Source organism: Lysinibacillus sp. FSL H8-0500, from assembly GCF_038051955.1.
GTDB classification, from domain to species: domain Bacteria; phylum Bacillota; class Bacilli; order Bacillales_A; family Planococcaceae; genus Lysinibacillus; species Lysinibacillus macroides.
The window spans coordinates 1,982,855-2,007,819 of the sequence record NZ_CP150292.1; the positions used below are offsets into that span (position 1 = coordinate 1,982,855).

Here is a 24,965-nt window from a genome sequence, read left to right on the forward strand (position 1 = left end):
GAGGAAACTTTATGGAACAATGGTTCAACATGTTATCCGATATTGGCTTTCCCATTTTAGTGTCATTTTATTTATTGCACCGCATCGAAGTAAAGCTGGATGCGATTCATGCTGCACTTGTTTCCTTAAAATGAACTGGATTTCACAAAGATGTACGAAAGCTGTCACCTTGAAGTTCTTGTCAACGTTTACAACCTACGTTAGGATGAGGATAGTGTAGGCTAGGGAGAGTGTTAAGATGAAACGTAAATTAATAGGGCTTGTCGTACTGTTAGCCTGTGCATCTATACTAGGTGCCTGTGGAAATACAAAATTTAAAGAAGATTATAGCCTTGAAATACCTGATTTTGAACATGTGAATCAACATGGAGAGGCTGTATCATTAGACAGCTTAAAAGGAAAGCCATGGATTGGGATGTACATTTTCACAAACTGTGTGTCAATCTGCCCCCCAATGTCATTGAATATGGCACAAGTCCAAGAGAAGCTCCAGAAAAAAGGTGTGGAGGATTATAACATTGTAGCCTTTTCAGTCGATCCAGATGTTGATAAACCTGAAGTGTTAGCGGATTATATTAGTAAATTCAATGTCCCGGATGAATCAAAATGGAACCTTCTTACAGGGTATTCACAAAAATATATTGAACAATTTGCAGTGAAAAATACAAAGATTTTGGTGAAAAACGATCCTAACAGTGATCAAGTTATTCATGGAAATCAATTTTTCTTAGTCGATAAAGATGGTATATTAGTGAAAATGTACAATGGCTATGCTGAAAATATCGAAGATGTGCCTATTGATACGATTGCCTCCGATATCGAAACATATATTGATGAAAACTTATAAATATCAGAAAACCGTCTCATGATTCATTGAGACGGTTTTTGTGAGGTAGACAACAATCAACCACGTTTAATTTCTAGGAGTCATAATCAACTATATCTTCTAATGATAAACCGTATGATGACAATTATAACAGGTTTTGGTATTGTAAAATAAAAAGGGAGCGATGACCATGACATTAGCACAAATCTATTTACAGATTGTCCAAAAACGATTTAAAAGTATGAAGGAGCAAGGTGATCAAACATTAGCCCAATTAGAGGGTGAACAGTTACACTGGGCATACAATGAAGAATCAAATAGTATTGCTGTTATTGTCAAGCATCTAAGTGGCAATATGATTTCACGCTGGACTGATTTTTTAACGACAGATGGAGAAAAGCCTACTAGAAATCGCGATGATGAGTTTATAGATAGTTTTCACACAAAAGAAGCGATTATTGCTGCTTGGGAAAAGGGCTGGCAAGTATTTTTAGATACTTTAGCAAGTTTAACAGGAGCCGACTTGGATGGGGATATTACGATTAGAGGTGAGCGGCTAGCGGTAATGGATGCAATTGAAAGACAAATGGCTCACTATGCACAGCACGTAGGTCAAATTATTTATATTGCAAAACAAGTAAAGGGCGCAGAGTGGCAGACATTAAGCATACCAAAAGGGCAATCACAAACCTTTACAGAGGCAATGCTAGAAAAATTCCAGTCATAATATTAGAGATCGTAGCTACTGGCATCAAGTCGCTACGATCTTTTTTATTTTGTTTCAGCGCTCTACCTGTTAAACCAAGATAAAGGCAGCACAGACTGTCGTTATGTTTCACTCTAGTACAGGTTTGCAAAAATCTTGAGGCATGGTTTATGTGTATGAAAATGGACTCGTAGTGACAAGTACTTTTATGCTAAAGAGTAATGGATTTATCTGTAAAGCCTGAATAGTAAGAAAATCATAAAAATGTTTGAAATTATATATTTTATCCGATAAAAGATTTGGGAAATATGTAAAACCACTAAAGAAAAGGAGATCTTATTGAAAAGCATAGCATTTAATTACATTGGATAGGGCCCATAAAGCAATCAAATTGCCGCACAAATATTTTTACATCGAGAAGAAAGAAGGAGAGGATTGTATGAAACAATTAATGGGAAGCTTTAAGGGTAAGCTTTATATATTATTTGCTCTTATTTTACTAATTCCTGTGTTATCTGTTGGGAGTTTATCCTATTTTTCAGCTAAAGATGCCATTAGGGAAGAAATCTTATATAGCGCAAATGAAAGTGTAGAAATTTTAAATAAGCTGATTGATCAAACAATTAGTGAAAAAGTGCATGATATTGGCATTTTCAGTGGGGAAATTAAAATTCTTGAGCAATCAGAAGGGACAATACGTGAAAAATTGCAGCAATATGTAAAGCTTCATCCTGATATTTTAAGTATTTACGTTGGTGCGAATGATGGAGCCTTTACGCAGGAACCACGAATAAACAGCGCAGACTATAATCCATTGGAAAGAGATTGGTTTAAAGAGGCAACAGCTTTAAAGGGAGGGGCGTTAATTACCAATCCTTATAAAGATGCAGGAACAGGAGATATGGTTGTGACCGTGGCTAAGCAGCTAAACGATTACTCCGGTGTTATAGCTGTTGATATTCAGTTAACAGGTTTACAGGAAGTTTCAGATTCTATTCAAATTGGTAGAAATGGTTATCCAGCCATTTTCGGTGAAGATCATATGGTTATTGCACACCCTACATTAACAGCAGGTGAAGTTCTGGATGAAAGCTTTATTGAGCAAATGTACGATAGCGCATCTGGTATATATGACTATACCTATAGTGGTGATAACCGTACACTCTCCTTTATTACCAATGAATTAACAGGCTGGAAAATCACAGGGACTATTTTTGCTGATGAAATTGATAAGGCTGCCTCAACAATTTTATTCCATACGATGCTTGTCCTAGTAGCTGCTATTATTGTAAGTACCATTATGTTTTATTTTGTGATGAAGGCTATTCTCAGACCCATTAAAGCATTAAAAGATAGTGCTATTACGATTAGTCAAGGCGATCTGACGGAAAGTATCACAGTTGCCTCGACAGATGAGATTGGACAATTAGGACAAGCCTTTAATGATATGCAGCAAAGTCTCCGAACACTTATTCAAAAGATTGAGCAAAATGCAGAAGAGGTAGCATCATCTGCTGAGCAATTGACAGCTAATGCCAATCAAACAACGACTGCAACAGAGAAAGTAGCCATTGCAATTCAGGATGTTGCGACAAGTGCTGATTCACAAACCGTTAATGCGAATAAAAATGCAGAGTCGCTCCATGAACTGTCAACAGCTATTCTGCATGTAGCGGAAATTTCCTCTGCTGTAACAGACCTAACGCAGGATGCTACATTACAAGCAGATGAGGGTGGACAAGCTGTTCAAAACACAAAGGATCAAATGCTTTCCATTCATGTATCGGTTTCTGACTCTAATGCAAAAATTCAAGCATTGCAAGAGCGTTCTCAGCAAATTACGTCCATTTTAGATGTTATTACAAGTATTTCCGATCAAACAAACTTACTGGCACTGAATGCAGCGATTGAGGCAGCAAGGGCAGGTGAGCATGGTAAGGGCTTTGCTGTGGTAGCGGATGAAGTACGTAAGCTGGCAGTACAGTCACAGGGTTCGGCACAACAAATTTTTGAATTGATTCAAGGAATTCAACAAGAAACAGAGCAATCCGTGAATATTATGGCAAAGATGACAGAGGATGTACAAATGGGCTTACATATTTCGGATGAGGCCATTGCAAAATTCCAAGTAATTATAGCAAGTATGAATGAAATTATGCCGAAAATGGAGGAAGCGTCCTCTGCCTCTGAGCAAATGTCTGCAAGTGTACAAGAAGTAGCGGCTGTTACGGAGGATTTGGCATTAACCGCCAACGGAAATGCAAGCGTTTCAGAAGATGTAGCAGCATCGACCGAGGAGCAATTAGCATCCATGGAAGAAATTAATGCCTCCGCCCAAGCGCTGGCATACATGGCTGACGAACTAAAACAGCTTATTAGTCAATTTAAATACTAATATATAAAACGCTACTCTCTCTGTGGAGTAGCGTTTTTGGAATTTATACGTATACTATTGGAAATAAAGAGGATCAGTCACTCCGTTCAGAGAAAGTCGCTCAATAGCGAGAGAAAAGTGATCAATCAAATGGGAGAACCGCTCAATAGCGAGAGAAAAGTGATCAATCCAATGAGAGAACCGCTCAATAATGGGAGAAGATCGCTCAATAATTAGGATAAAGCCGTAAAGGAGGGCAATGATTGATTCGTCCAAGACCATTAAAAAAAGGAGATACGGTGGGGCTTATTAGTGTTTCAGGTGCTGTACCACCCGAAAAGGTACAGCCTGCTATTGCCAGTATTGAAAGGCTAGGGTTAAAGGTGGTTGCTGGAGAGACATGTTATGCACATCAGGGCTATTTTGCTGGCACAGCGACATTGCGAGCAGCGGATGTCCATCGGATGTTTCGAGACCCTACAATTGATGGAGTTTTTTGTATGCGAGGAGGGTATGGGGCTACAAAAATTTTACCACAGCTTGATTTTGACATGATCAGGGCACATCCTAAAGTATTTGCAGGCTATAGTGATGTAACAGCTTTGCATATAGCTTTTAATCAGCTTTGTGGCTTTATTACCTACCATACACCGATGCCATCCACAGAATTTATTAAGCAGGAGATGGATGCATATACATGGCAATCCTTTAAACAACACATGATGACAGAAGAAGCTATTCATTTGGAAAATCCCGTATCACAGCCAATGACGACACTTGTAGCTGGCTGTGCTACAGGTCAGCTTGTTGGAGGCAATTTAACATTAGTTGCTGCATCGCTTGGCACACCCTATGATATTGATACAAAAGGAAAAATTTTATTTTTAGAAGATATTGATGAAAATAGCCAGCGTATTGATCGTATGTTTACTCAATTGAAGCTAGCGGGAAAGTTTGATGAGGCAGCAGGTATTTTACTAGGTGCTTGGACAAATTGTGGGGAACATTCTGTCTTACAAACTATTTTCCGGGAAATGTTAGTTTCTTTAAACAAGCCGATTATTGCCGATATAGCCTGTGGACATTGTCTGCCCACCATGTCATTACCTTTAGGGGCAACGATTGTGATGGATGCAGACCATCGACGTATAATAGCTTTTTATGATAAAGAGACTGGGACATAACTAATTTGTCCATTATAAAAAGCGGTTTTGCATTGGTCAATTACCTGTTGTCCCAGTCACTTTGCGCTAATAATGATAAATATTGAGCTGTTGCCCTGCTTCGAGACGATCTGAACGCAATTGATTCCATTGTTTAATAGATGTGACGTTCACATTATAGGCCTCTGCAATCCGCATTAGCGAATCACCGTCAGCAACTGTAATGGTTTTCTTATCTTTCACAGGGCTATCGTATTGCTGAAGGTCATACTTGGTGATAAGAGCATTTAATTTTTCATTGTACGTTGAATCTGTGGCATAGGAGCCCGTTAAAAATTTGGTTGCCTCTGTGTAGGATGCTGTATTGCTTTTAAAGACGCCTGCATAAAAATCCCTATTCCAAGAAACCCCATTTCGCATTAGCTTTACATAATCTTGCATGGAGGCTTCGTAGGAAGGGTATTTCCGAAACTCAGCCATCATGGTTGAAAGCTTGCCTGAACCATCATCCTCAACGGTTTCAAGTGTGACAGAGCTATTTTGATAGTTACCTTTCATGCCAAAAAGATTATAGTTGGGGGCAGCACCAAGACCGCTTTGCCCATGCTTGCTCTCTAAAACTGCTTGTGCAATCATCACAGAGGCATAGAGGTCATTTTTAGCACCAAGGTCTCGTGCTGTTTCAGCAATTGTACCGATAAATTCTTCTACACTTGGGCGGTCATCCACAATGATAGGCTCTCCCATTTCAGGTTGATTGAAGAGCTGTGTGACCATAAAAAATGATAGACATATCACAACAATTGTAATAATAAGCCCTTGAAAAAATTTGAACATGTATTTCATTGCACTGCTTGATGTTGAACTGGCAACATCTCCCTCCCTTCTATCAAAGTTTAGCTAACTCTTATTATTGCAGAGAGTGAAAGAGAAATAAAGAAATGTGATATAAAATTGCTATAGTTATTAATAAAACGTTATAGCAATGGATTGGTTCCTTTGCTAGCGAGAGAGCGAGTGTGTAGATTTTGTATTGACGTGTTTCCAAATAGTTGATAGAATTTCGTATGTAAAACTTTCATAACAGAGGTTCATAGCTTATACCCTCTATAAAAAACTATGCATAGGGTCATTTTTCCTCTTACATATGATATAGAAAATAGCTGAGCCTCTTTTAAAAGTTTTGTCGTACACAACTTTGAAGGAGGCTTTTTGATGTCTAGTCGTACGGAACAAGAAGGTTTAGGAGATTTAACATTGTTAGGCAAGCAACAGACGAAATATCCGATGCAATATGCACCAGAAGTGTTGGAGGCTGTGGAGAGCTTACATACAGAGCGTGATTATTTTGTGAAATTTAATTGTCCAGAATTTACAAGCTTATGTCCAATTACACAGCAGCCTGATTTTGCGACAATATATATTTCGTATATTCCAGATAAAAAGCTAGTGGAAAGCAAGTCGTTAAAGCTTTACTTATTTAGCTTCCGCAATCATGGCGATTTTCATGAGGATTGCGTGAATATTATTATGAACGATTTAATTAAATTATTAGACCCTCGTTATATCGAGGTGTGGGGCAAATTTACGCCGCGTGGAGGTATTTCAATTGACCCATGGTGTAACTATGGGCGTCCTGAGACAAAATATGAAAAAATCGCGGACTATCGCTTAATGAATCACGATTTATATCCAGAGAAAATTGATAATCGTTAAGACAAAGAGGTTTTTAGCAACCCTCTGAAAAAAACTAAGAAAAGAGGCTTTATTTATAATGAAAAAGGAAAAGGCCATCGTCGTATTTAGCGGCGGGCAGGATAGTACAACTTGTTTGTTTTGGGCATTGCAACAATTTGGTGAAGTGGAGGCTGTGACATTTGATTACGGACAAAAGCATCGCTTAGAAATTGACTGTGCCAAAAATATCACACAACAGCTTGGTGTCAAGCACCATATTTTAGATATGTCATTATTAAATCAGCTAGCAGCTAGCGCATTAACACGCGAGGATATGGATATTAAGGAAGGGCAAGATGGTGGGCTACCGTCAACCTTTGTACCAGGGCGTAATTTGCTATTTTTCTCCTTCGCAGGTGTACTGGCAAGCCAAGTTGGGGCAAAGCATATTGTGACGGGTGTTTGTGAAACCGATTTTAGCGGCTATCCTGATTGCCGAGATCAGTTTGTAAAATCATTTAATGTAACGCTTAATTTAGCGATGGATGAGCCATTTGTTTTGCATACGCCATTAATGTGGCTTGACAAAGCACAGGCGTGGGCATTAGCGGATGAGCTTGATGCATTCGACTTTGTGCGAGAGCAAACGCTCACTTGCTATAACGGTATTATGGCAGATGGCTGTGGAGAATGTCCTGCATGTAAGCTGCGACAAAACGGGCTGCAAAGCTATTTAGCAACGAAGGCAGGGCAAGAAGCATGAGAATTTTTTGTTATTTAGCTTCGATTGTTATTGCAAATGTTGTGACAGCACGTTTTGCACCATTGGAAATGGGCATGTTTATCGTGCCAATAGGGACATTTTTTGTTGGTGCAACATTTATATTCCGCGACCTTGTACAAAATAAATATGGACGTAAAAAAACGTATTTCTTTATTTTCATTGCATTATTTTTCTCCGCTGCTGTATCGTTTTCCTTAGGAGATACATTGATGATTGTGGCAGCATCAGCGCTGTCGTTTATTATTTCTGAAACAGCAGATACTGAAATTTATACACGTTTAAAGCTACCGATGGCTTGGCGCGTTCTTTACAGCGGCATTGTGGGAGGACTGCTTGATTCAACGGTTTTCGTTATTGTTGGACTAAGCCCACTCGGTGCAGGCTTCCTTCCGTGGGCAGCCGTACCTGCAGCAATTGTTGGGCAAGTCATTGTCAAAACAGCGCTGCAACTAGTTGGTGTATGGGTTATTGTTCAAGGGCAGGCATTGCGTGAGAAACGATTGGCTTAAAAGAAGGATGTGTTCAGAAAAATTCTGGCACATCCTTTTCCTATTTATAAGAGCCAAGTCGGGCACAGGCATGGATCCATAAAAAATGGTATTATGTACCTTTAAAGCGATTAACTGTTGAAAGGAAGTTTGTATTGAATACAATTTTTAGTGTTACACAAAAACAATTATATGATTTTTTATTAAATGTAGCGCCTGTACGGCCTGTTTTTATATGGGGAGCACCGGGTATTGGTAAATCAGCAATCGTTGAAAATTTTGCGAGTGAATTAGGCTTGCCATGTGTTTCTTTATTAGGCAGTCAGCTAGCACCTGAGGATATTATTGGCGTTCCGCAAATTAAGGATGGCTATAGTGTTTTCTGTCCACCGAAAATGATTGCTCGAAATGAGCCTTATTGTCTTTTTTTAGATGAATTAAATGCTTGCTCACAGGAGGTACAAAAAGCATTTTATAGCTTAATTCATGAGCAAAGAATCGGTGAGTTTATTTTACCAGAGGGAACGATTGTAATTGGAGCGGGCAATCGAGCGCAGGATAGTGCCATTGTCAAGCCAATGTCTTCTGCATTAATAAACCGAATGGTACATGTGCAGCTAAGAGCCTCCCATCGAGATTGGCTAGAATGGGCTTATGCACATGAAATCCATCCATATGTGATTGAATATATTCAAATGCGTCCAGATCATTTATGGAGTGAGCCACCAAAAACCGAGGAGCCCTTCTCCACACCACGCTCATGGCATATGCTAAGCGATTGTCTTTATGCCTATGGGAAGAGCTTAGGAGAAACAGATATTGATATTTTAACAAGTAGCTGTTTATCGCCACATACAGCAAGCCAATTTAAAGCCTTTCTAAAACAAATACAAAGCAAATATGATTTAGCGAAAATTATTAATGGTGAGCTGCGCTGGCCAGATCAGCCTGATGAAAGAGATTTATTGTATTTTATGGCACAATCCTTGCGGGCTCAGCTTATAAAGGAGCTACCAAATGAACATATGACGTTAAAGGCAAATCAACGACAGCTTGCCTTTCGTGCTAAGGATTTAATCAAGGACCTATCAGCCATTAGCTTAGAAATTGCACAAATGGTTGTAGCAGAGCAAAAGGGCGAGGCCCTACCTGCATGGTTTATGCTAGAGGTAATTAGAGATTTACCACGTTTGGTTGCTAAAAAGGATGGATAATAGATGGCGAAAAAAAGGAAAACGGCACAGCAGGAACATAAAAATAGTAAAAATATTGCGCTTGGACATGCCATTGTAGCTGAGCATCCACTATTTGCGGCTCTTTGTCATGCCGTTTATTTGCAATATGAAAGTATGCCGCAAAAAGATTGGGCTTATGTGACAAGCACAGGCATGATTAGTGTCAATCAAGATCAAAAAGGACAGCCAAATGAATGGGCATATGTGATTGCCCATTGTTTATTGCATCTTGGCTTATCCCATCATCAGCCAAAAGAGCAGCCTGAATTATGGAATATTGCCTGTGATTGCTATATTACAAAATTTTTAGCAGAGCTAAAATTTGGGCAAGCACCGAAGGAGATGAATGAGCCACTTTTTGAATCCTTTAGCTCTGAGGAGAAATTATATGAAAAATTGCTGCGTGAAGGTGTACCAGAGCATTTAAAGGGCTATAGTACAATGCCAGGGCAAGCCGACTTTGTCACTACAGCACAGGGCAATGACTATTTTTACCACGGTTATCGTAGTAATTATCCGCTACTATTTGCTGAGGGCTTATCAAAGGCTGTACAAAGCGCGATTCGTGTAGCAGGGGGCGTAGATAGTACACTAGGAGGCTCTACCGTCCCAACACAGGCAGAGCGTGCAAGGGCTTGGTTTATGAGCTCCTATCCATTGTTTGGCGCACTAGCCGCAGATTTTACGCTTATTGAAGACCCACTGATTTGTACACGAATGGATATTTCGGTTGCAGCAATTGCGATTGATACAAAGGAAATTTATATTAATTCGTCTGTACCGATGACGGATGAGGAAATGCGATTTCTAATTGCCCATGAATTGCTACATGCGGGGCTTAGTCATGCTACACGCAGACAAGGGCGTGATGCGTATTTATGGAATGTTGCCTGTGATTATGTCATTAATGGCTGGCTTATTGATATGAAAATCGGGGAGATGCCAGTGATTGGTGGACTCTATGACCCTGCCTTAAAGGGCTTATCAGCGGAGTCCATTTATGATCGAATTGTCACGGATATAAGAATGTATCGTAAGCTGCGAACGTTTCGGGGGCAGGGTGCTGTGGATATAATGGAAACGAAGCCACCGGATTTTTGGGAAGGGCAAAAAGGGATGGATTTGGATGCATTTTATAGACGAGCGCTAAGTCAAGGGCTGAGCTATCATATGGCGCAGGATAGAGGGTACTTGCCACAGGGGCTTGTGGAGGAAATTCGCAGTCTTTCACAGCCACCAATTGCCTGGGATGTGGAATTAGCGCGCTGGTTTGATCGTATGTTTCAGCCGATCGACAAGGCGAGAACGTATGGACGACCAAGCAGAAGACAAGCCTCAACGCCTGATATTGCACGCCCAAGATGGATATATCAAAGTGGTGAGGCAGATGGACGTACATTTGCGGTGATTATTGATACATCAGGCTCAATGGACCGTTTACTTTTAGGCAAGGCACTTGGTACGATTGCCAGCTATAGTATAGCAAGAGATGTACCCCTTGTACGTGTTATTTTTTGTGATGCTGTTGCCTATGATGCGGGCTATATAGCGCCTGAGGAATTGCTGACAAAGGTCAAGGTAAGGGGAAGGGGCGGCACAGTATTACAGCCTGGCATCCAGCTAATTGAAGCGGCACAGGATTTCCCTAAGGACGGCCCTATTCTTATTATCACAGATGGACAATGCGATCGCCTGACCATTAAACGAGCGCATGCCTTTGTGCTACCACAAGGAGCCAAACTACCATTTGTACCAAAAGGCGAGGTCTTTAGAATGAAATAATGGCAGTGCATAGTGAGGAAAGGAGTGCATCAATGATTAAATTTGACAATGTTTCTAAAAGCTATAGTGGTGATCATACGGCTGTGAAAGCTTTGAACGTAGAAATTAACAAGGGCGAATTTTTTGTGATTATTGGTCCAAGCGGCTGTGGTAAAACGACCTTATTAAAGATGATTAACCGATTAATCCCTGTCACAGAGGGAACGATTTGGATTCAGCAGCAAAAAATTAGCGATTACAATATTCATGAATTGCGCTGGCGTATCGGCTATGTGTTACAGCAAATCGCTCTTTTTCCGCATATGACGATTGCAGAAAATATTGCCATTGTTCCTGAATTAAAGAAATGGTCGAAGATGGAAATTGACAAACGAGTGGATGAATTACTCGCAATGGTTGGACTAGAGCCAGCTATCTATCGCCAGCGCAAGCCAAAGGAGCTTTCTGGCGGTGAGCAGCAACGGGTTGGGGTTGTACGTGCTTTAGCGGCTGACCCTGATATTATTTTAATGGATGAGCCTTTTAGTGCATTGGACCCGATTAGCCGTACAAAGCTACAGGATGATTTGCTGGAAATGCAGCGTACCATTCAAAAAACAATTGTCTTTGTGTCCCATGATATGCAGGAGGCGCTAAAATTAGGGGATCGACTATGTCTGATGAAGGATGGTGAAATTGTGCAAGTTGGCACACCTCACGATATTCTCCAAAATCCTGCCAATGACTTTGTGCGGCAGTTTATAGGAATTAAGGAGGATATAGCAAATCTATTTGATATCCAAACAGTGATGCAGCCAATCGTTACCTCACAGCCATTAGATGCTACAGTTTTGGCGGATGCTTCATTGGTAACCATTCTTGAACAGCTTGCACAGCATGATAGTTTAGCCGTGGAAAAGGAGGGAGAACGTATTGGCAGCATTACACGAGCCTCTATGCTGCAGTATTTAGCAAAGGAGTACGGAGAAGGAGGTGCTGCTAATGACTAATTTACTAGAAGTATTCAATGAGCGTAAAGGACAGCTATTGTCAGCATTGCTTGAGCATATCCAAATCTCCTTTATTGCGCTATTTTTTGCTGTGCTGATTGCTATTCCTCTAGGCATTTATTTAACCAATAAAAGGAAGATTGCTGAAAGTATTATTGGTGTTAGTGCCGTCTTGCAAACGATTCCTTCACTCGCCTTACTTGGTTTGTTAATTCCATTATTTGGAATTGGTGAAGTGCCTGCAATTATTGCGTTAGTTGCCTATGCGCTATTGCCTATTTTACGGAATACATATACAGGTATTCAGGAAGTAGACCCATCGTTGAAGGAAGCGGCATTGGCAATGGGGATGAATATGCCCAAGCGTTTAGTAAAGATTGAATTGCCGCTTGCGATGCCTGTTATTATGGCAGGTATTCGAACAGCGATGGTATTAATTGTTGGGACAGCTACATTAGCCGCATTAATTGGTGCTGGTGGCTTAGGTGATATTATTTTACTTGGCATTGATCGCAATAATACAGCACTTATTCTATTAGGCGCTATACCAGCCGCCATTTTAGCACTTATTTTTGATGTATTGCTAAAAAAATTAGAGGCACTATCATTTAAAAAAACAGTGACGACATTAAGCCTTATTAGTGTCGCCGCTCTTGCCATGATGTTTTTCCCACTTCTACAAGGGAAAAATCATGACCAGCTTGTTATCGCAGGCAAGCTTGGTGCTGAGCCTGAAATTTTAATTAATATGTATCAATTATTAATTGAGCAAGATACAGACTTAGAGGTGCAATTAAAGCCAGGGCTTGGAAAAACGTCATTTGTTTTTAATGCCTTAAAATCAGGAAGCATTGATCTTTATCCTGAGTTTACAGGAACAGCCATTGCTGAATTTTTAAAGGAGGAAGCGGTGAATAATCAGCAAGAAGATGTCTATCAGCAGGCAAAGGAAGGGATGCTAGAGCAATTTGATATGGTAATGCTAAGTCCTATGCATTATAACAACACATATGCACTAGCAGTATCAAAGAAAATAGCAGAAGCCTATCAGCTACAAACAATTTCAGACTTAAAGCCGCTTGCACAGACAATTCGAGCAGGCTTTACACTAGAATTTAATGATCGTGAGGACGGCTATGTCGGGATACAAGAGCGCTATGATATGACGCTTGCCAATGTTACAACAATGGAGCCAAAGCTGCGCTATCAAGCCATTGTAGCAGGGAATATTGATGTACTTGATGCCTATTCAACAGATAGTGAAATTCGCGAGTATGATTTACAGGTGTTGGAGGATGATCAGGCACTATTCCCGCCTTACCAAGGAGCACCGTTAATAAAAAAAGAAACATTGGCAAAATATCCTGAGATTGCAACAGCGTTAAACAAGCTTGCCGATCAAATTACTGACGATGAAATGCGTGAAATGAACTATCAGGTGAATGTGGAAGGAAAGTCTGCAGCAGACGTAGCGAAAGCTTATTTACAGGAGAACGGCTTGCTTCAATAACAGCAAATAAGATAAAAAACGAACTATGACGAAACATGAAAAGTGAGGTTTCGCAAAATAGTTCGTTTTTATTTATATCAGTAAATATTTAATGTTTATCATTAAAAAATTATTGATAAGGATAAAAATTTGTGTATAATAAAACTAGGAAAGGGGATGCTTTTAATGGAGCAAACAGTTCAAGGGAAGGAATTTCGATTATTGACAAAGGGGCTTCGTACCATTTTTACAATAATTATGGTGTTAATGATATTTAGCTTAACAATGATTGCGATTTTTTTCGTAGGTGTGATGGTGGTGACAGAGCAAGAGGTGAATCATTTCTTAGCCAAGGGCAGTGTAACGGCTTCCATTCATTTTGAAGGACTGGAAATGATGCTGGCAGACCAAGTGGCAAGGGATATTCACTATACAAAAAAAGATATCGTGACATTATTATTTACTGCTACAATATACATAGCTATTTTATTATTAATGGTAATCCAAGTTCGAAATGTATTAAGCAATTTATCAAAGGGAATTATTTTTTCACTCGCTACTAGTAAAAAAATAGAGCGCATTGCCTACGGAGTGATTGTGTTAAGCCTGACAGTGAATGCGTTCCGTACATATATCGTCTATCTAATGATGCAACAATTTAAGATTGAGTCATTATTTGTAAAGGCAGATATAATCAAGGGTATTAGCTATCATTTTACAGGTATTAATTGGACACTATTACTATGTGGTTTGGTGATTTGGACGATTGCGCGTATTTTCCGATACGGTGCATTTTTACAGGATGAATATGATGCAACAGCTTAGGAAGTGAGAATATGACCATAATTATTCGCTTAGATCGCATGCTAGCGGATCGAAAAATGCAGCTAAGTGAGCTAGCAGAGAAGGTTGATGTGTCAATCGTCAATCTCTCTAATTTAAAAACAGGCAAGGTAAGAGCGGTGCGTTTTTCTACATTAAATGCAATCTGTAAGGCACTGGGTTGCCAACCAGGAGATATATTAGAGTACGTTGAGGATGAGGAATAGTCATTCGGCTATGCAACGAGAACTAACAGAAAGGATTTTATAGCATGACAGCTTTTGTTTTTTTATTAATTGCCATTATAGCAGAGGTATTTGCAAGCTCCATGCTCAAACGGACGGAGGGCTTCACACGCGTTTTACCATCCATTGGCGTTGTAGCTGGCTATGGCACGGCTTTTTATAGCCTATCGTTAGCATTAAAAACTGTTCCCCTCGGCACTGCCTATGCGATATGGGCAGGCTTAGGCACAGCATTAACAGCCGTTGTTGGGGTTGTATTGTATAAAGAATTTTTTAATCGCAAGAAGGTTATAGGGATTCTATGCATTATTTTAGGTGTTGTTATGCTTAATCTTGCAGGGGAGCATTAGGATGAAGGGTTATCTTTTCTTAACGTTATCCATTATTAGTGAGGTCTTTGCGACAACAATGCTTAAGCTTTCAGAGGGCTTTACAGTGCCCGTCCCATCCTTGGCAGTGGCAATTGGCTATGGCATTTCATTTTATAGTTTATCGTTATGTTTGAAAACCTTACCATTAAGCTTAGCCTATGCGATTTGGTCAGGCGTTGGCACGGCACTTACGGTTATTGTTGGCATTGTGATTTGGCACGATATTTTTAACCTCTACTCTGCGCTTGGGATCGTGCTTATTATTGGTGGCGTAATTTTATTAAATCAAGGGGATAGAAGCAGCAAAGTGACGGATAGATTACAAAAATAGACAGATAGAATCACTAAAATATTGAATAGCACATGGAAAAAGCCTCTCACCTATTTGGGAAGGCACTGAAAAAGTCGATTTGCCACAAAAAATGTGATGCAAATCGACTTTTTTAAGTTTTCAAATCTAATAAAAGACAGATTACTAATATAAAAGAATGAATTTTTTTAGTTTTTCAGTGCCCTCCCTATTTGGTGGAGGCTTTTTATGATTCAAGTCGCCATATTTTTTCTTGCTACATATGATAATGAGAGGGCTATTCTATGAGCAACTTTGCGGAAGGGGGGGCTTGAAGGTTGAAGCGACATCATTTTTTATGTGAAGCGCTAGCTGATTTAAAAACATTGCAGGATATGATGATGAATTTTCACTCGAAATATTTCGATCAGCTACTTGTTAAAATTGTTGGGAGTGATACGATTCCATTTTTTTTAATTACACATAATGGTACACATTTAAGGTTAATGGATACAGTGAAACAGTTTGAAACAGAGTTTTTCCGTATTGAGGCTGTGGATCAGGAGCACTGTCGTGGCATTGTTTCGCTATTACGAGCTTTTGATTATGAAGGAAAAGATACAAATAATATTGGGGATGTGATAAGGCTAGAAAAAACAGCTACTAAGAAGTCCATTGAACTAGGGAGCATTTCAGCGATTCAGCTCTTAAAGCCAGATATGCTAAAAGGGAAATTTATTATTGAGCCTAAATGGTAGTGTAAGATCATAATGAAAGGAAGTTTAATAATGACGATAATTGGTATGCTACATCACCGACTTGATCCAACAACGGTTCTCAAGTCTTATGCTTACGCAGCAGTTGCCAAGGCAGAGGGGGCGCAGTTTTTTTACTTTACCCCGAAAAGTGTTGATTTTGTCAAACGCTCCATTCAGGCAAAGGTTTATGAAAATGGGCAATGGCAGGAAAAAACGATGCCCTTTCCAGATGTTATTTATAATGCAGGAAGCCCTGAAAAATTATCGGTATCTAAAGAGATTATTGATCGCTTAAAAGAGGAAATCCCCTTTACAACACATTCAATAGGGAATAAATGGAACGTAATGAAGCGTTTAAAGGAAGCAAAGGAATTTGAGCAATATTTAATACCATCTGAAATTGTTAAGAATGCTGAATTATTCCATAAATTTATTCAATACTACAAAAAGGTTGTTTTTAAACCGATTGATGGACGGAAAGGGAAGGGTATTTATTTTATTACAAAGGTTGGTAAAACACATTACGAGGTGAGGAAGGATCGTACGACCACATCCTATTCACAGCAGCAATTAGACGCGTTGTTAAAGGAGCAGCTTGCCACAGGTACATTTATTATGCAACCCTATATTCAATCAGTCACAAAATCGGGGCAGGTGTATGATTTCCGTTTGCATGTCCAGAAAAATGGAGAAGGTAAATGGGTTGTAACAACGGTCTATCCACGTATTGCCCCAACTGGCTCGATTATTCCGAATATTAATAATGGGGGTTATACGAATTATTTAGATCCTTTTTTAGAGCAGGAATTTCAGGAAGAAGCCTATAATATTCGCCGTATGCTTGAACATTTCTCCTTAGCGCTGGCACACCATCTCGACGAAATTCAAATAGTGAAATTTGGTGAGGTGATTGATGAAATTGGTATTGATGTTGGCTTAGATCAGCACCAAAAAATTTGGATGTATGAGGTAAACTGGCGTCCAGGCTGCCCTCCTGCCTTTTATTTAGAATTAGATGTGGTTATCCATTCCATTCGTTATGCGATGTATCTTGCAAAAAATCAAAAAGGCCTAAAAAAGGATATTATCCAACAAAAAAATAAGCATGCTGAGACAAAGAAAAGCTTGCCAATTATTGCGATTACGGGAAGTGCAGGGAAAACAACGACAAAGGCATTTGTTGGCTCGATCTTATCGAAAAAGTGGAATGTTTTTGAATCAAAGGATTATTGGAATACGACAGAGCATACAAAAAAGCATAAGGAAGAAATTAATGATGCCCATCAGGCGGTTGTCTTAGAGTATGGCATGGCTTATCCAGGCATTATTACGAACCATTGTAGCATCATCCAGCCGAATATTAGTATTGTCACGAATATTGGCTTAGCACATGTCGGGAACTTTGATGGAGATGTAAGAGGTGTGGCGAAGGCAAAGTCGGAATTGATTCATGGTATGGATCAACAAGGCTTACTCATTGTCAATCAAGATGATGACAATTCAAGATACTTAGAGACAGAGCAATTCAAAGGGAAAATCATAACGGTGGGCATTAAAAAAGAAGCCGACTATCGTGCATATGATTTACAATATAAGGATATTGGTATGTCCTTTAAAATAAAGCTACAGGGACAAGAAATTGACATGTATATTCCAATTTTAGGAGAGCATCATGTCTACAATGCTCTCAATGCCGTGGCCGTAGCTGATCTTTTAGGGTTTAGTCCATTTGATATTCAGGCTGGGCTCAACTTTAAAAAGCCACCGCGACGCTTAACGATTTATAATTGCCGTGATGCTATTACGGTCATTGATGATACCGTTCACTCCCATCCACAAGGGGTTCGTGCTGCAATTGATGTACTGACGAATATCGCGAAGAAGCGAAAAGTAGCAATTATTGGGCAAATGCGAGAGCTTGGTGTTTTGAGGGAGGAAGAATATAAAAAGGTTGGGGAGTATATTTACGAGGTAGGCATTGATGAATTTATTACCTATGGCTTTAGGACAGATGAAATGAGTAATGCCGCCATCGCCAAAGGAATGGACCCATCCAAGGTACGTCATTTTATTAATAAGGATGAATTACATGCCTATCTGGAGAAGCTTATAAAGCCTGATGATACAATTCTCGTAAAAGGTGCTAGTAAAACGAATATGTTTGAAACCGTGAAATTTTTAGATCAAACGTTTAAGGAAGAATAATCATTTTTCCTTTTGCGTAGGTCTATTTGCCTTTCACAGGCAATGAACTTGCTACAAGGGCCTTGCTAAATAAAGATAAAAAGCCCGAGTAACTGTCCACTGGCAAGCGGCAATTATTCGGGAAGTTTTTGTCAAACGCGTAAAATAAATTTAATTTCCTTGGCAGCATTGATGGCATTATTTCTCGCTTCCGTCAAAGTTGCTCCCTCAGCAATAATATAGGCATAACGGTGGCCCATTGATAAAGGAGGGGTCAGCATTGTACCTCTTTTTGGTTTCACATAAACATCTACCACACCTGTTGCTCGCGTCGCTCTTGCTTTACCAATAACCTTTTCTAAAATTCCTCTATTTTCCACAATCATATATTTGGTGTAGACAAATTTCCGATGCTTTGGCTGAATATTAGGCTGTTCACCAAGAAATAGCTTGAGTGTTTCCTCCACTAAGCTAAATCCGAAGGCGGCCTGTAGCATACTGTTCATCGCACCTCCAGAAATACGTGGGTTAATCTCGATTAGCTTCCAGCCCTGTTGCGTGAGACGAAGCTCTAAATGCAGCGCACCATTTTCAATATTAAAGGTCTTGACGATGGAATGGAGCACTTCTTCAATGCCTGCTTGAATAGTTGGGGGCGCTTTGACCATTACACCATAGCCTGTAATAATAAAACGTTTGCCTTGTGTAATTTCCTGCTCAATAATACCAATAATATGTGCTTGTCGTTGATAGACAAGAGCTTCTACTAAATACTGTGGACCGTCTAAATATTCCTCGATCATAATCGTTTCATAAGGGTTTTTCGTGCGTAATGTTTGGAGATGGTGTTGGAGCTGTTCGGCATTATTGGCTAGTAAAACATCTTTTGAGCCTGTTGATTTAGGTGATTTAACGATTAATGGAAATGTTAAATTGGCTGCAAGGGCATCATTAGGCTTTATTAACGAAAATTTTGGCGAGTATGGTTGATCCTTTAAATAATTTCTTGTTTGTTCTTTATCCTCCATTATTTCAATCGCAGAGGAGGATGTATAGTTATGGCAAAATTCATCACATAGCGTGGCAGCAATATGCACAAATGGATCGACAAAGCTCACAATATTTTTAATCTGTAACCCATTTTTTCCTAGTTTATCAATTTCCTCTTTCATTTTTTCGATATTGAAAGTATCAATGAGTATCATTTTATGAATATCGGGGTAGGCTCGGCGCTGCTGAAGTTGCCTTTCGTTATTTGTGAACAGTACAGTGAAGTAGCCTAATTTTTCTGCTGCTCTTGTTGCTTCACGGCTTGATCCAGATTTGTTTGTACCGATAAAGATAATGGCTTTCAGGTATATCACTCCTTTTATTGGTACTTAGATACTTAATCACCTTTATATATATGCAACAATATAGACTTCCTCTAGTTATGTATCTTGTCTACATCCAAGCAACTTTTAAGAGGCGACATATACTAAAAAAGAAAGGAGGGAGAAAAGATATGAAGCCTCTTTCGGTGAAGAATTTAGCAAAAATTACGGCAGGCAATCTTGTGCAAGGAGCAGAGGAAGTCCTTATTCAACATGGTGCTTATCGGCTAAAACAAGTGAAAAAGCCTAATACAGCCCTTTTTACAAGTAAACGTATTGTTAATTGGAAAAGTCTTGAGCCACTTTCTCCACTAGTGCTAGTAACGGATAGAGCTTATCGTCCACATGAAATGCCCAAGCATGTTATTTTACTACAAGTAGCCAATGCCGAAGAAGCTTATTGGAAGTTTGTGCATTTTTATCGTAATCAGTTTCATATTCCAATCGTTGCGATTACAGGTACATCAGGTAAAACGACCACAAAAGAGATGATAAAACATATTCTTACAGCAGATCGACAAGTAGCAGCAACGACCTTAAGCAGTAATTCCAGAACAGCATCCTTGCAATATTTACTGGATATTGATGACGATACCGAGGCAGCTGTTTTTGAGACGGCTGTTGGCTCACCAGGGGATGTGACAAATGCGGGAAAGTATTTTAAGCCTACAATTGGCATTATTACAAATATTGGGGCACATCATTTAAACTATTGTAAAACACTAGAGGGTTATATTCAGGCAAAGGCAGAAATGCTTAATATTATTCATCCGACAGGCACATTAATCATTAATGCGGAAGACTTAAATACGAAAAAAATTGATCTAGCTACATTTCGGGGACGTGTGCTAAAGGTGGGAAAGCATGAATCATGTGATTTTCGAGCAAGCCATATCCACTACGAGCAAAAGGGAATGAAATTTATATTGCAGCATGGCAGAAAGAGCTATGATATCTTTGTGCCAGGGTTTGGAGAGCATCAAGTGTATAATGCTCTTGCAGCGATTGCAGCAGTCTATGACATAGGGGTATCGATTCCCGTAGCAGCCAAACGGCTACAAACATTCCCTCAATTAAAAAAACAGCTCCAGCTTTTTGAGGGTATTCATCATTCCATGCTATTGGATGATACATGGAGCATTACAACGACTTCTTTAGAGGCAGCCTTACACGTCTTAAATGCACTAGGGGATGGCAAGAAAAAGATAGCGATTATTGGAACCATTACCGATTTAGGCTCGTGGGGCTATATTATTCACGAACAAGCGGGTGAGTGTATTCAACGCATTGGCGTGGATGTACTAATAACCATTGGGGAGCATGCCAGAATTATGGCTGATCATGCCGTAAAATTAGGGTTTAGTGCGCCCGTCTATACATTTAAAAATAGTACATTAGTATACCCATTATTGCAGAAGATTGTAGATGCCAATACGATTATTTTGATAAAGGGTGATATGTATAGTAAACAGGTTTCTAAATTAGCAACTGAGCTTAAGCTAAAACCTATACCGCCAGCAGAATAGCGGTCTTAGTTGATAAAGAGAGGAGGCGTCGTACACTTGCAATCCATTAGTGTGCAAAAACTTAAGCAAATACTACAGGGAAAGCTTATTCATGGATCAGAGCAATGGTTTGTACAGCACGCTATTTACTATAATCGCCATGAGTTAACACAAAGTCATACGCTGATGTTTGTTAGTCGCAACGATAACATCAACTGGCAAGAAGTCGATCGCAAAGGTCCATCCCTCATCATATCCGATAAACCATCCACAGATTTAAAAAACGCACTAGCTAATACCACTGTCTTACAAGTGAAGAGTGTGGCACAGGCTTATTGGGCATTTATCGAGTATTATCGCGGGCTTTTCCAAATTCCTGTTATTGCCTTAACAGGAACCTGCGGTAAAACAACGACCAAGGAGATGCTTAAGCATATTGTTAGCAAGCATTGGCAAGTGCAAGCATCCGTTAGTAGTAAGAATGAGCCAAGGCAATCATTACCCTACTTAACAGGTATTGAGCAGCAAACACAGGCAGCTATCTTTGAGTTAGGTTTAGGCAATACCGGAAATATTAAGCATCAATGTATGATTTATCAGCCAACGATTGGCATTATTACAAATATCGGTGTGCATCATTTGGATGGCTGTCTTAATCTCGAAGGCTATATTAAAGCGAAAGCGGAAATTGTAGAGGGCATCAAGGAAGATGGGACATTAATTATCAATGCCGATGATGATAATATTCAAAAAATCTCATTGAAAAGATTTAAAGGGAAGATTATTAGATTTGGTTTACAGGATACGGCTGATTACAGAGCGTCAAATGTGCAATTTGCCAATACGGGTATGAAGTTCGTCCTTGAAGCATTTGATACTAAGTACAATGTATTTGTACCAGGCTATGGTGAGCATCAGGTCTATAATGCGTTAGCCGCGATTGCTGCTTGTCATGAGATGGGGCTAACAATTCGTCAGGCTATAGCAGGACTACGAACTTTTAAACAGATGGCAAGACACTTAGAATTTACGACTGGACTTGGTGGCAGTACGATTATTGATGATACATGGACAAATAACCCGACATCTGTAGAGGCAGCATTGAAAGTGTTAGATACGGTAGGAAAAGAGAAAAAAGTCATTCTCGTCTTAGGTGATATAAAGCGATTAGGTAATTTTGAAGAAAAATATCATCGTGAAATTGGCTCCATGGTAGCTAGCAGAGAGATTGATACATTAATTACGATTGGGAAAAGGGCAGAGAAGATTGCCGAACAAGCTCAAAAAGACGGAACGCAAGCCGAGGTTTATTCCTTTAAAGAGGTAACAGGTGTTTTAGAATTATTAAAACCAAAGCTTGATGTGGATACGATTGTCTTAATAAAAGGCCCAATGTCGAGTAGATCGATGATTGAATTTGCCAATATTCTTAAAAATTCACCATAGAAGAAAGGGTGTCTCAAAAACATTGAGACACCCAACAATTATTTATTTTAAAACACGGCGTGCTGTAACAAAGTTCTTTTGTGCCCAAGTTGAAGAAATATTTTGTTTGGCAATATTATTAGTTGTCATACTAATATATTGATTATTGCCAAGATAAATCCCAGTTTGCGTGATGTTTTGTCCACCATTATCCGTAGAGAAGAACAGCAGATCTCCTTTTTGAAGCTGTGATTTTTGAATATGTGTCCCAACTAAAGCCTGTTTACTTGCTAGTTTTTCCTTTAAATCAATACCATGCTTTTTAAAAACATAATACGTAAAACCTGCACTTGTAAAAGTCAGTGCACTTTCATTGTACGTATAGCCGAATTTTGCTTTGCCTGTTAAGCCACTAGCAGTTGCAATAATTTGATCGGCTGAAGTACTAGCAGAAGGTGCACTTACACTGGGAGTAGAGGTGCTATCAGAGAACACGCGCTTCGCTGTAATATAATGTTCAGTATAATAATCCACAAATAGTACTCTTGTCATCACACCATCTGAGTTAGGGATAATGATTCGGTGATCACCAGCATAAATCCCTACAAGAGAAGGTGTTTTCGAGCCTTTTGTACTGTTAAAGAAAACTAAATCACCTTTCTTCAAGTTAGCACGTGCCACAGTTGATCCTTGGTTCATTAAATCGTTTAATGAAGTTGAGCCAAGTGTAACACCACTTTTACGATAGATGAAATCAACAAATGCTGGAGCTGTAAAGCGTAGACTCGACTCGTTTGTAGTTGAGCTAATCGTTGCTTTATTTTTATAAGTCAGTGCGTTTTCTATAATTTTATCGCCTTTTGTAGCAGGGTTGGCTGATAGTAAGGTAGGTAATACTCTCCGTGCAGATACATAGTTTTCTGTATAATATGGCTTACTATTTAAATCAGAGATAACAATATTTTGTTTTGTATCAGCCATGTGGATGATTTTATTATCACCAATATACATGCCGACATGATCAGGATCAGTTCCTGTTTTTTTACTTTTAAAGAACACTAAATCGCCTTTTTGTAATTGGTTTCTTGCTACATAGGTTCCTTGCTGGATCATATAATCTTCATTATATGTACCAAGGTCTACTCCATTTTTCTCAAAGATGTACATTAAAAAGGAAGCACAAGAAAATTTATATGGATATGTAGGCTTATATACCGCATCACTGTATGTTGCTTGACCTATTAAGCTTTTTCCTGTCTGAATTAATTGGTCGGCTTTTGCAGCAACAGCCTGTGCGTTGTTTTGTGTATTTGTTGTTGCAGCCTCTACTTGTATCGGCTGGATCGCTGTTTGCACCATTCCAAATGAACTAAATCCAATTGTTAATGCAAGTGTCGTAGATAAAAATCGTTTATTCATGTTGTAGATAACCTCCTAAAGCTTCTAGTAGAATTTCTCCTGTATAGCTTTGCCATGGAAATAATCGTAGCATGAAAATCTAGCACTTCTTGACGGTAAATGTTGCCAGGGGAAAGAGGGGAGGGCTTCAATACTTGGTATAACTGGCTTTATCGAGGGAATTTACAGTTTTATTACAAATGTTTCAGTAGACTGTAATATGGAACAGTTACATGAGAAAAATTGCCCCAACACTAGGCAACTTAAACTAGTTCCCGCGTCATTTCTGCGTGATTGCCAAAGGGAACATGGAATTCAAAGCGTTCGTAATAAGGAATTAGTATAGAATCTAGTCCCTTTATCTTCTTCCAGTAATGAATGTTCCTCTACTGGATATGCAATATAAACCTTTGTTGTTAAACGCTCAAAGTCATCTTCTGTCCCTACACGTTCTTTAAGAGGATGGGGTTCCTCTAATTGCTAAGGACCTAAGATATGCCAATAGAATAATAATGCCTATTTTCCCTTAATTATAGTTTAACTTTTAAATATTTGAAATGATGGTGCGTAGGGAAGGCGAGAGCTGATGGATAGAATCTCTGAAGCGGAGAATAGTGCTCAAAAACTAGCGGATAAAACTTTCAAAGTGAAGGATAGTCTCTGAGGTGGTGGATAGAATTTCTAAAGTGAAGGCTAGTCCCTGAACTGGTGAAAAGAATCTCTAAATGGAACGCCATTTATCTAAATAAAGGTAGCTGGAGAAAAACCATTTGTTTTCCCCAGCTACCTTATTATGTTGTTAGGCTGCTTTTTTGCTACTTTTCTTTTTCCCTTTTTTGTTCGTAGCCTTTTTTTCTGCTTTTTTCTTCGCTAACTTTTTCTCAAGTTTCTTTTTGTCAGCTTTTTTCTTTGCTTTTTTCTCTGCTACAACTTCTTCACTTTTGCTTTTCTTAATTTTTTTTGCCATGTTTATTGCACTCCTCTTATTTGTATTGACTCCTTGTAAAAGGATGTCTACATAATAGGTTACATTAAACATAAATGGAATGCAAATATATTTAATGTAAAATATTTACAAACTA

Annotated in this window: 24 protein-coding genes; 20 read left to right on the top strand and 4 right to left on the bottom strand. The window is 39.2% G+C overall.

Going from position 1 to position 24,965, the window contains the following annotated elements; genetic code table 11:
- The first annotated feature begins 11 nt into the window (after positions 1–11).
- The 5 genes from MHB44_RS09355 (at position 12) to MHB44_RS09375 (ending at position 5,090) form a co-directional block, all read left to right on the top strand.
- Positions 12–134 (top strand): YvrJ family protein, encoded by a 123-nt coding sequence (locus tag MHB44_RS09355; protein WP_341302524.1) that lies wholly within the window; start codon positions 12–14, stop codon positions 132–134.
- Between the two features lie 104 nt (positions 135–238).
- Positions 239–847, top strand: a complete 609-nt coding sequence (locus MHB44_RS09360) for an SCO family protein (RefSeq protein ID WP_341302525.1) — start codon at positions 239–241, stop codon at positions 845–847.
- Positions 848–1,016: 169 nt separating this feature from the next.
- Positions 1,017–1,553: a DUF1572 family protein gene (locus MHB44_RS09365; RefSeq protein WP_341302526.1), complete on the top strand. Its 537-nt coding sequence runs from the start codon at positions 1,017–1,019 to the stop codon at positions 1,551–1,553.
- 418 nt (positions 1,554–1,971) lie between these two features.
- On the top strand, positions 1,972–3,927 hold the full coding sequence (locus MHB44_RS09370; protein ID WP_341302527.1) for a methyl-accepting chemotaxis protein: 1,956 nt from the start codon (positions 1,972–1,974) through the stop codon (positions 3,925–3,927).
- 242 nt (positions 3,928–4,169) lie between these two features.
- A complete protein-coding gene (locus tag MHB44_RS09375) occupies positions 4,170–5,090 on the top strand; it encodes an LD-carboxypeptidase (protein ID WP_341302528.1) in 921 nt (306 codons plus the stop codon).
- 66 nt (positions 5,091–5,156) lie between these two features.
- Here the strand turns inward: MHB44_RS09375 and MHB44_RS09380 are convergent, their stop codons facing one another.
- Positions 5,157–5,906, bottom strand: coding sequence for a glucosaminidase domain-containing protein (locus MHB44_RS09380; protein WP_341302529.1), 750 nt, complete (start codon positions 5,904–5,906; stop codon positions 5,157–5,159).
- 378 nt (positions 5,907–6,284) lie between these two features.
- On the opposite strand from MHB44_RS09380, the gene queF reads away from it, so the two are divergent.
- From queF to MHB44_RS09445, 13 genes are all read left to right on the top strand, one after another.
- Positions 6,285–6,785, top strand: a complete 501-nt coding sequence (gene queF, locus MHB44_RS09385; protein ID WP_341302530.1) for a preQ(1) synthase — start codon at positions 6,285–6,287, stop codon at positions 6,783–6,785.
- A 58-nt stretch (positions 6,786–6,843) separates the two neighbouring features.
- Positions 6,844–7,509: a 7-cyano-7-deazaguanine synthase QueC gene (queC, locus tag MHB44_RS09390; protein WP_341302531.1), complete on the top strand. Its 666-nt coding sequence runs from the start codon at positions 6,844–6,846 to the stop codon at positions 7,507–7,509.
- Entirely contained in the window at positions 7,506–8,039 is a 534-nt protein-coding gene (locus MHB44_RS09395) for a VUT family protein (protein WP_341302532.1), read from the top strand. The genes queC and MHB44_RS09395 overlap by 4 nt, the downstream gene beginning before the upstream one ends.
- A 134-nt stretch (positions 8,040–8,173) precedes the next feature.
- Positions 8,174–9,232, top strand: a complete 1,059-nt coding sequence (locus tag MHB44_RS09400) for a MoxR family ATPase (RefSeq protein WP_341302533.1) — start codon at positions 8,174–8,176, stop codon at positions 9,230–9,232.
- A 3-nt stretch (positions 9,233–9,235) separates the two neighbouring features.
- Positions 9,236–11,035, top strand: a complete 1,800-nt coding sequence (locus tag MHB44_RS09405) for a VWA-like domain-containing protein (protein ID WP_341302534.1) — start codon at positions 9,236–9,238, stop codon at positions 11,033–11,035.
- Positions 11,036–11,067: 32 nt separating this feature from the next.
- Positions 11,068–12,024 (top strand): ABC transporter ATP-binding protein, encoded by a 957-nt coding sequence (locus MHB44_RS09410; protein ID WP_341302535.1) that lies wholly within the window; start codon positions 11,068–11,070, stop codon positions 12,022–12,024.
- The gene (gene opuFB, locus MHB44_RS09415; protein ID WP_341302536.1) at positions 12,017–13,534 is read left to right on the top strand and encodes an osmoprotectant update ABC transporter permease/substrate-binding subunit OpuFB; all 1,518 of its coding nucleotides are present in this window, start codon (positions 12,017–12,019) and stop codon (positions 13,532–13,534) included. The genes MHB44_RS09410 and opuFB overlap by 8 nt, the downstream gene beginning before the upstream one ends.
- A gap of 165 nt (positions 13,535–13,699) precedes the next feature.
- The gene (locus tag MHB44_RS09420) at positions 13,700–14,338 is read left to right on the top strand and encodes a DUF2975 domain-containing protein (RefSeq protein WP_341302537.1); all 639 of its coding nucleotides are present in this window, start codon (positions 13,700–13,702) and stop codon (positions 14,336–14,338) included.
- Positions 14,339–14,349: 11 nt separating this feature from the next.
- On the top strand, positions 14,350–14,562 hold the full coding sequence (locus MHB44_RS09425; RefSeq protein WP_053995929.1) for a helix-turn-helix transcriptional regulator: 213 nt from the start codon (positions 14,350–14,352) through the stop codon (positions 14,560–14,562).
- Positions 14,563–14,606: 44 nt separating this feature from the next.
- A complete protein-coding gene (locus tag MHB44_RS09430; RefSeq protein WP_341302538.1) occupies positions 14,607–14,930 on the top strand; it encodes a multidrug efflux SMR transporter in 324 nt (107 codons plus the stop codon).
- Between the two features lies 1 nt (position 14,931).
- Positions 14,932–15,282: a multidrug efflux SMR transporter gene (locus tag MHB44_RS09435; RefSeq protein WP_341302539.1), complete on the top strand. Its 351-nt coding sequence runs from the start codon at positions 14,932–14,934 to the stop codon at positions 15,280–15,282.
- 296 nt (positions 15,283–15,578) lie between these two features.
- Positions 15,579–15,998 carry a hypothetical protein gene (locus tag MHB44_RS09440; protein ID WP_053995927.1) on the top strand — a complete coding sequence of 140 codons (420 nt, stop codon included), beginning with the start codon at positions 15,579–15,581 and terminating at the stop codon, positions 15,996–15,998.
- Positions 15,999–16,028: 30 nt separating this feature from the next.
- Positions 16,029–18,203, top strand: coding sequence for a YheC/YheD family protein (locus MHB44_RS09445; protein WP_341302540.1), 2,175 nt, complete (start codon positions 16,029–16,031; stop codon positions 18,201–18,203).
- 131 nt (positions 18,204–18,334) lie between these two features.
- Here MHB44_RS09445 and MHB44_RS09450 read toward each other — a convergent pair whose 3' ends face one another.
- A complete protein-coding gene (locus tag MHB44_RS09450; protein WP_341302541.1) occupies positions 18,335–19,546 on the bottom strand; it encodes an ATP-grasp domain-containing protein in 1,212 nt (403 codons plus the stop codon).
- A 140-nt stretch (positions 19,547–19,686) separates the two neighbouring features.
- On the opposite strand from MHB44_RS09450, the gene murF (MHB44_RS09455) reads away from it, so the two are divergent.
- Both murF (MHB44_RS09455) and murF (MHB44_RS09460) read left to right on the top strand, forming a co-directional pair.
- Positions 19,687–21,081 carry a UDP-N-acetylmuramoyl-tripeptide--D-alanyl-D-alanine ligase gene (gene murF, locus MHB44_RS09455; protein ID WP_341302542.1) on the top strand — a complete coding sequence of 465 codons (1,395 nt, stop codon included), beginning with the start codon at positions 19,687–19,689 and terminating at the stop codon, positions 21,079–21,081.
- A gap of 36 nt (positions 21,082–21,117) precedes the next feature.
- Complete coding sequence (gene murF / locus MHB44_RS09460) at positions 21,118–22,506, top strand: UDP-N-acetylmuramoyl-tripeptide--D-alanyl-D-alanine ligase (RefSeq protein WP_341302543.1); 1,389 nt, start codon at positions 21,118–21,120, stop codon at positions 22,504–22,506.
- A 42-nt stretch (positions 22,507–22,548) separates the two neighbouring features.
- Here the strand turns inward: murF (MHB44_RS09460) and MHB44_RS09465 are convergent, their stop codons facing one another.
- Entirely contained in the window at positions 22,549–23,904 is a 1,356-nt protein-coding gene (locus tag MHB44_RS09465; protein WP_341302544.1) for an NlpC/P60 family protein, read from the bottom strand.
- 778 nt (positions 23,905–24,682) lie between these two features.
- On the bottom strand, positions 24,683–24,850 hold the full coding sequence (locus MHB44_RS09470; RefSeq protein ID WP_341302545.1) for a hypothetical protein: 168 nt from the start codon (positions 24,848–24,850) through the stop codon (positions 24,683–24,685).
- Positions 24,851–24,965 lie beyond the last annotated feature (115 nt).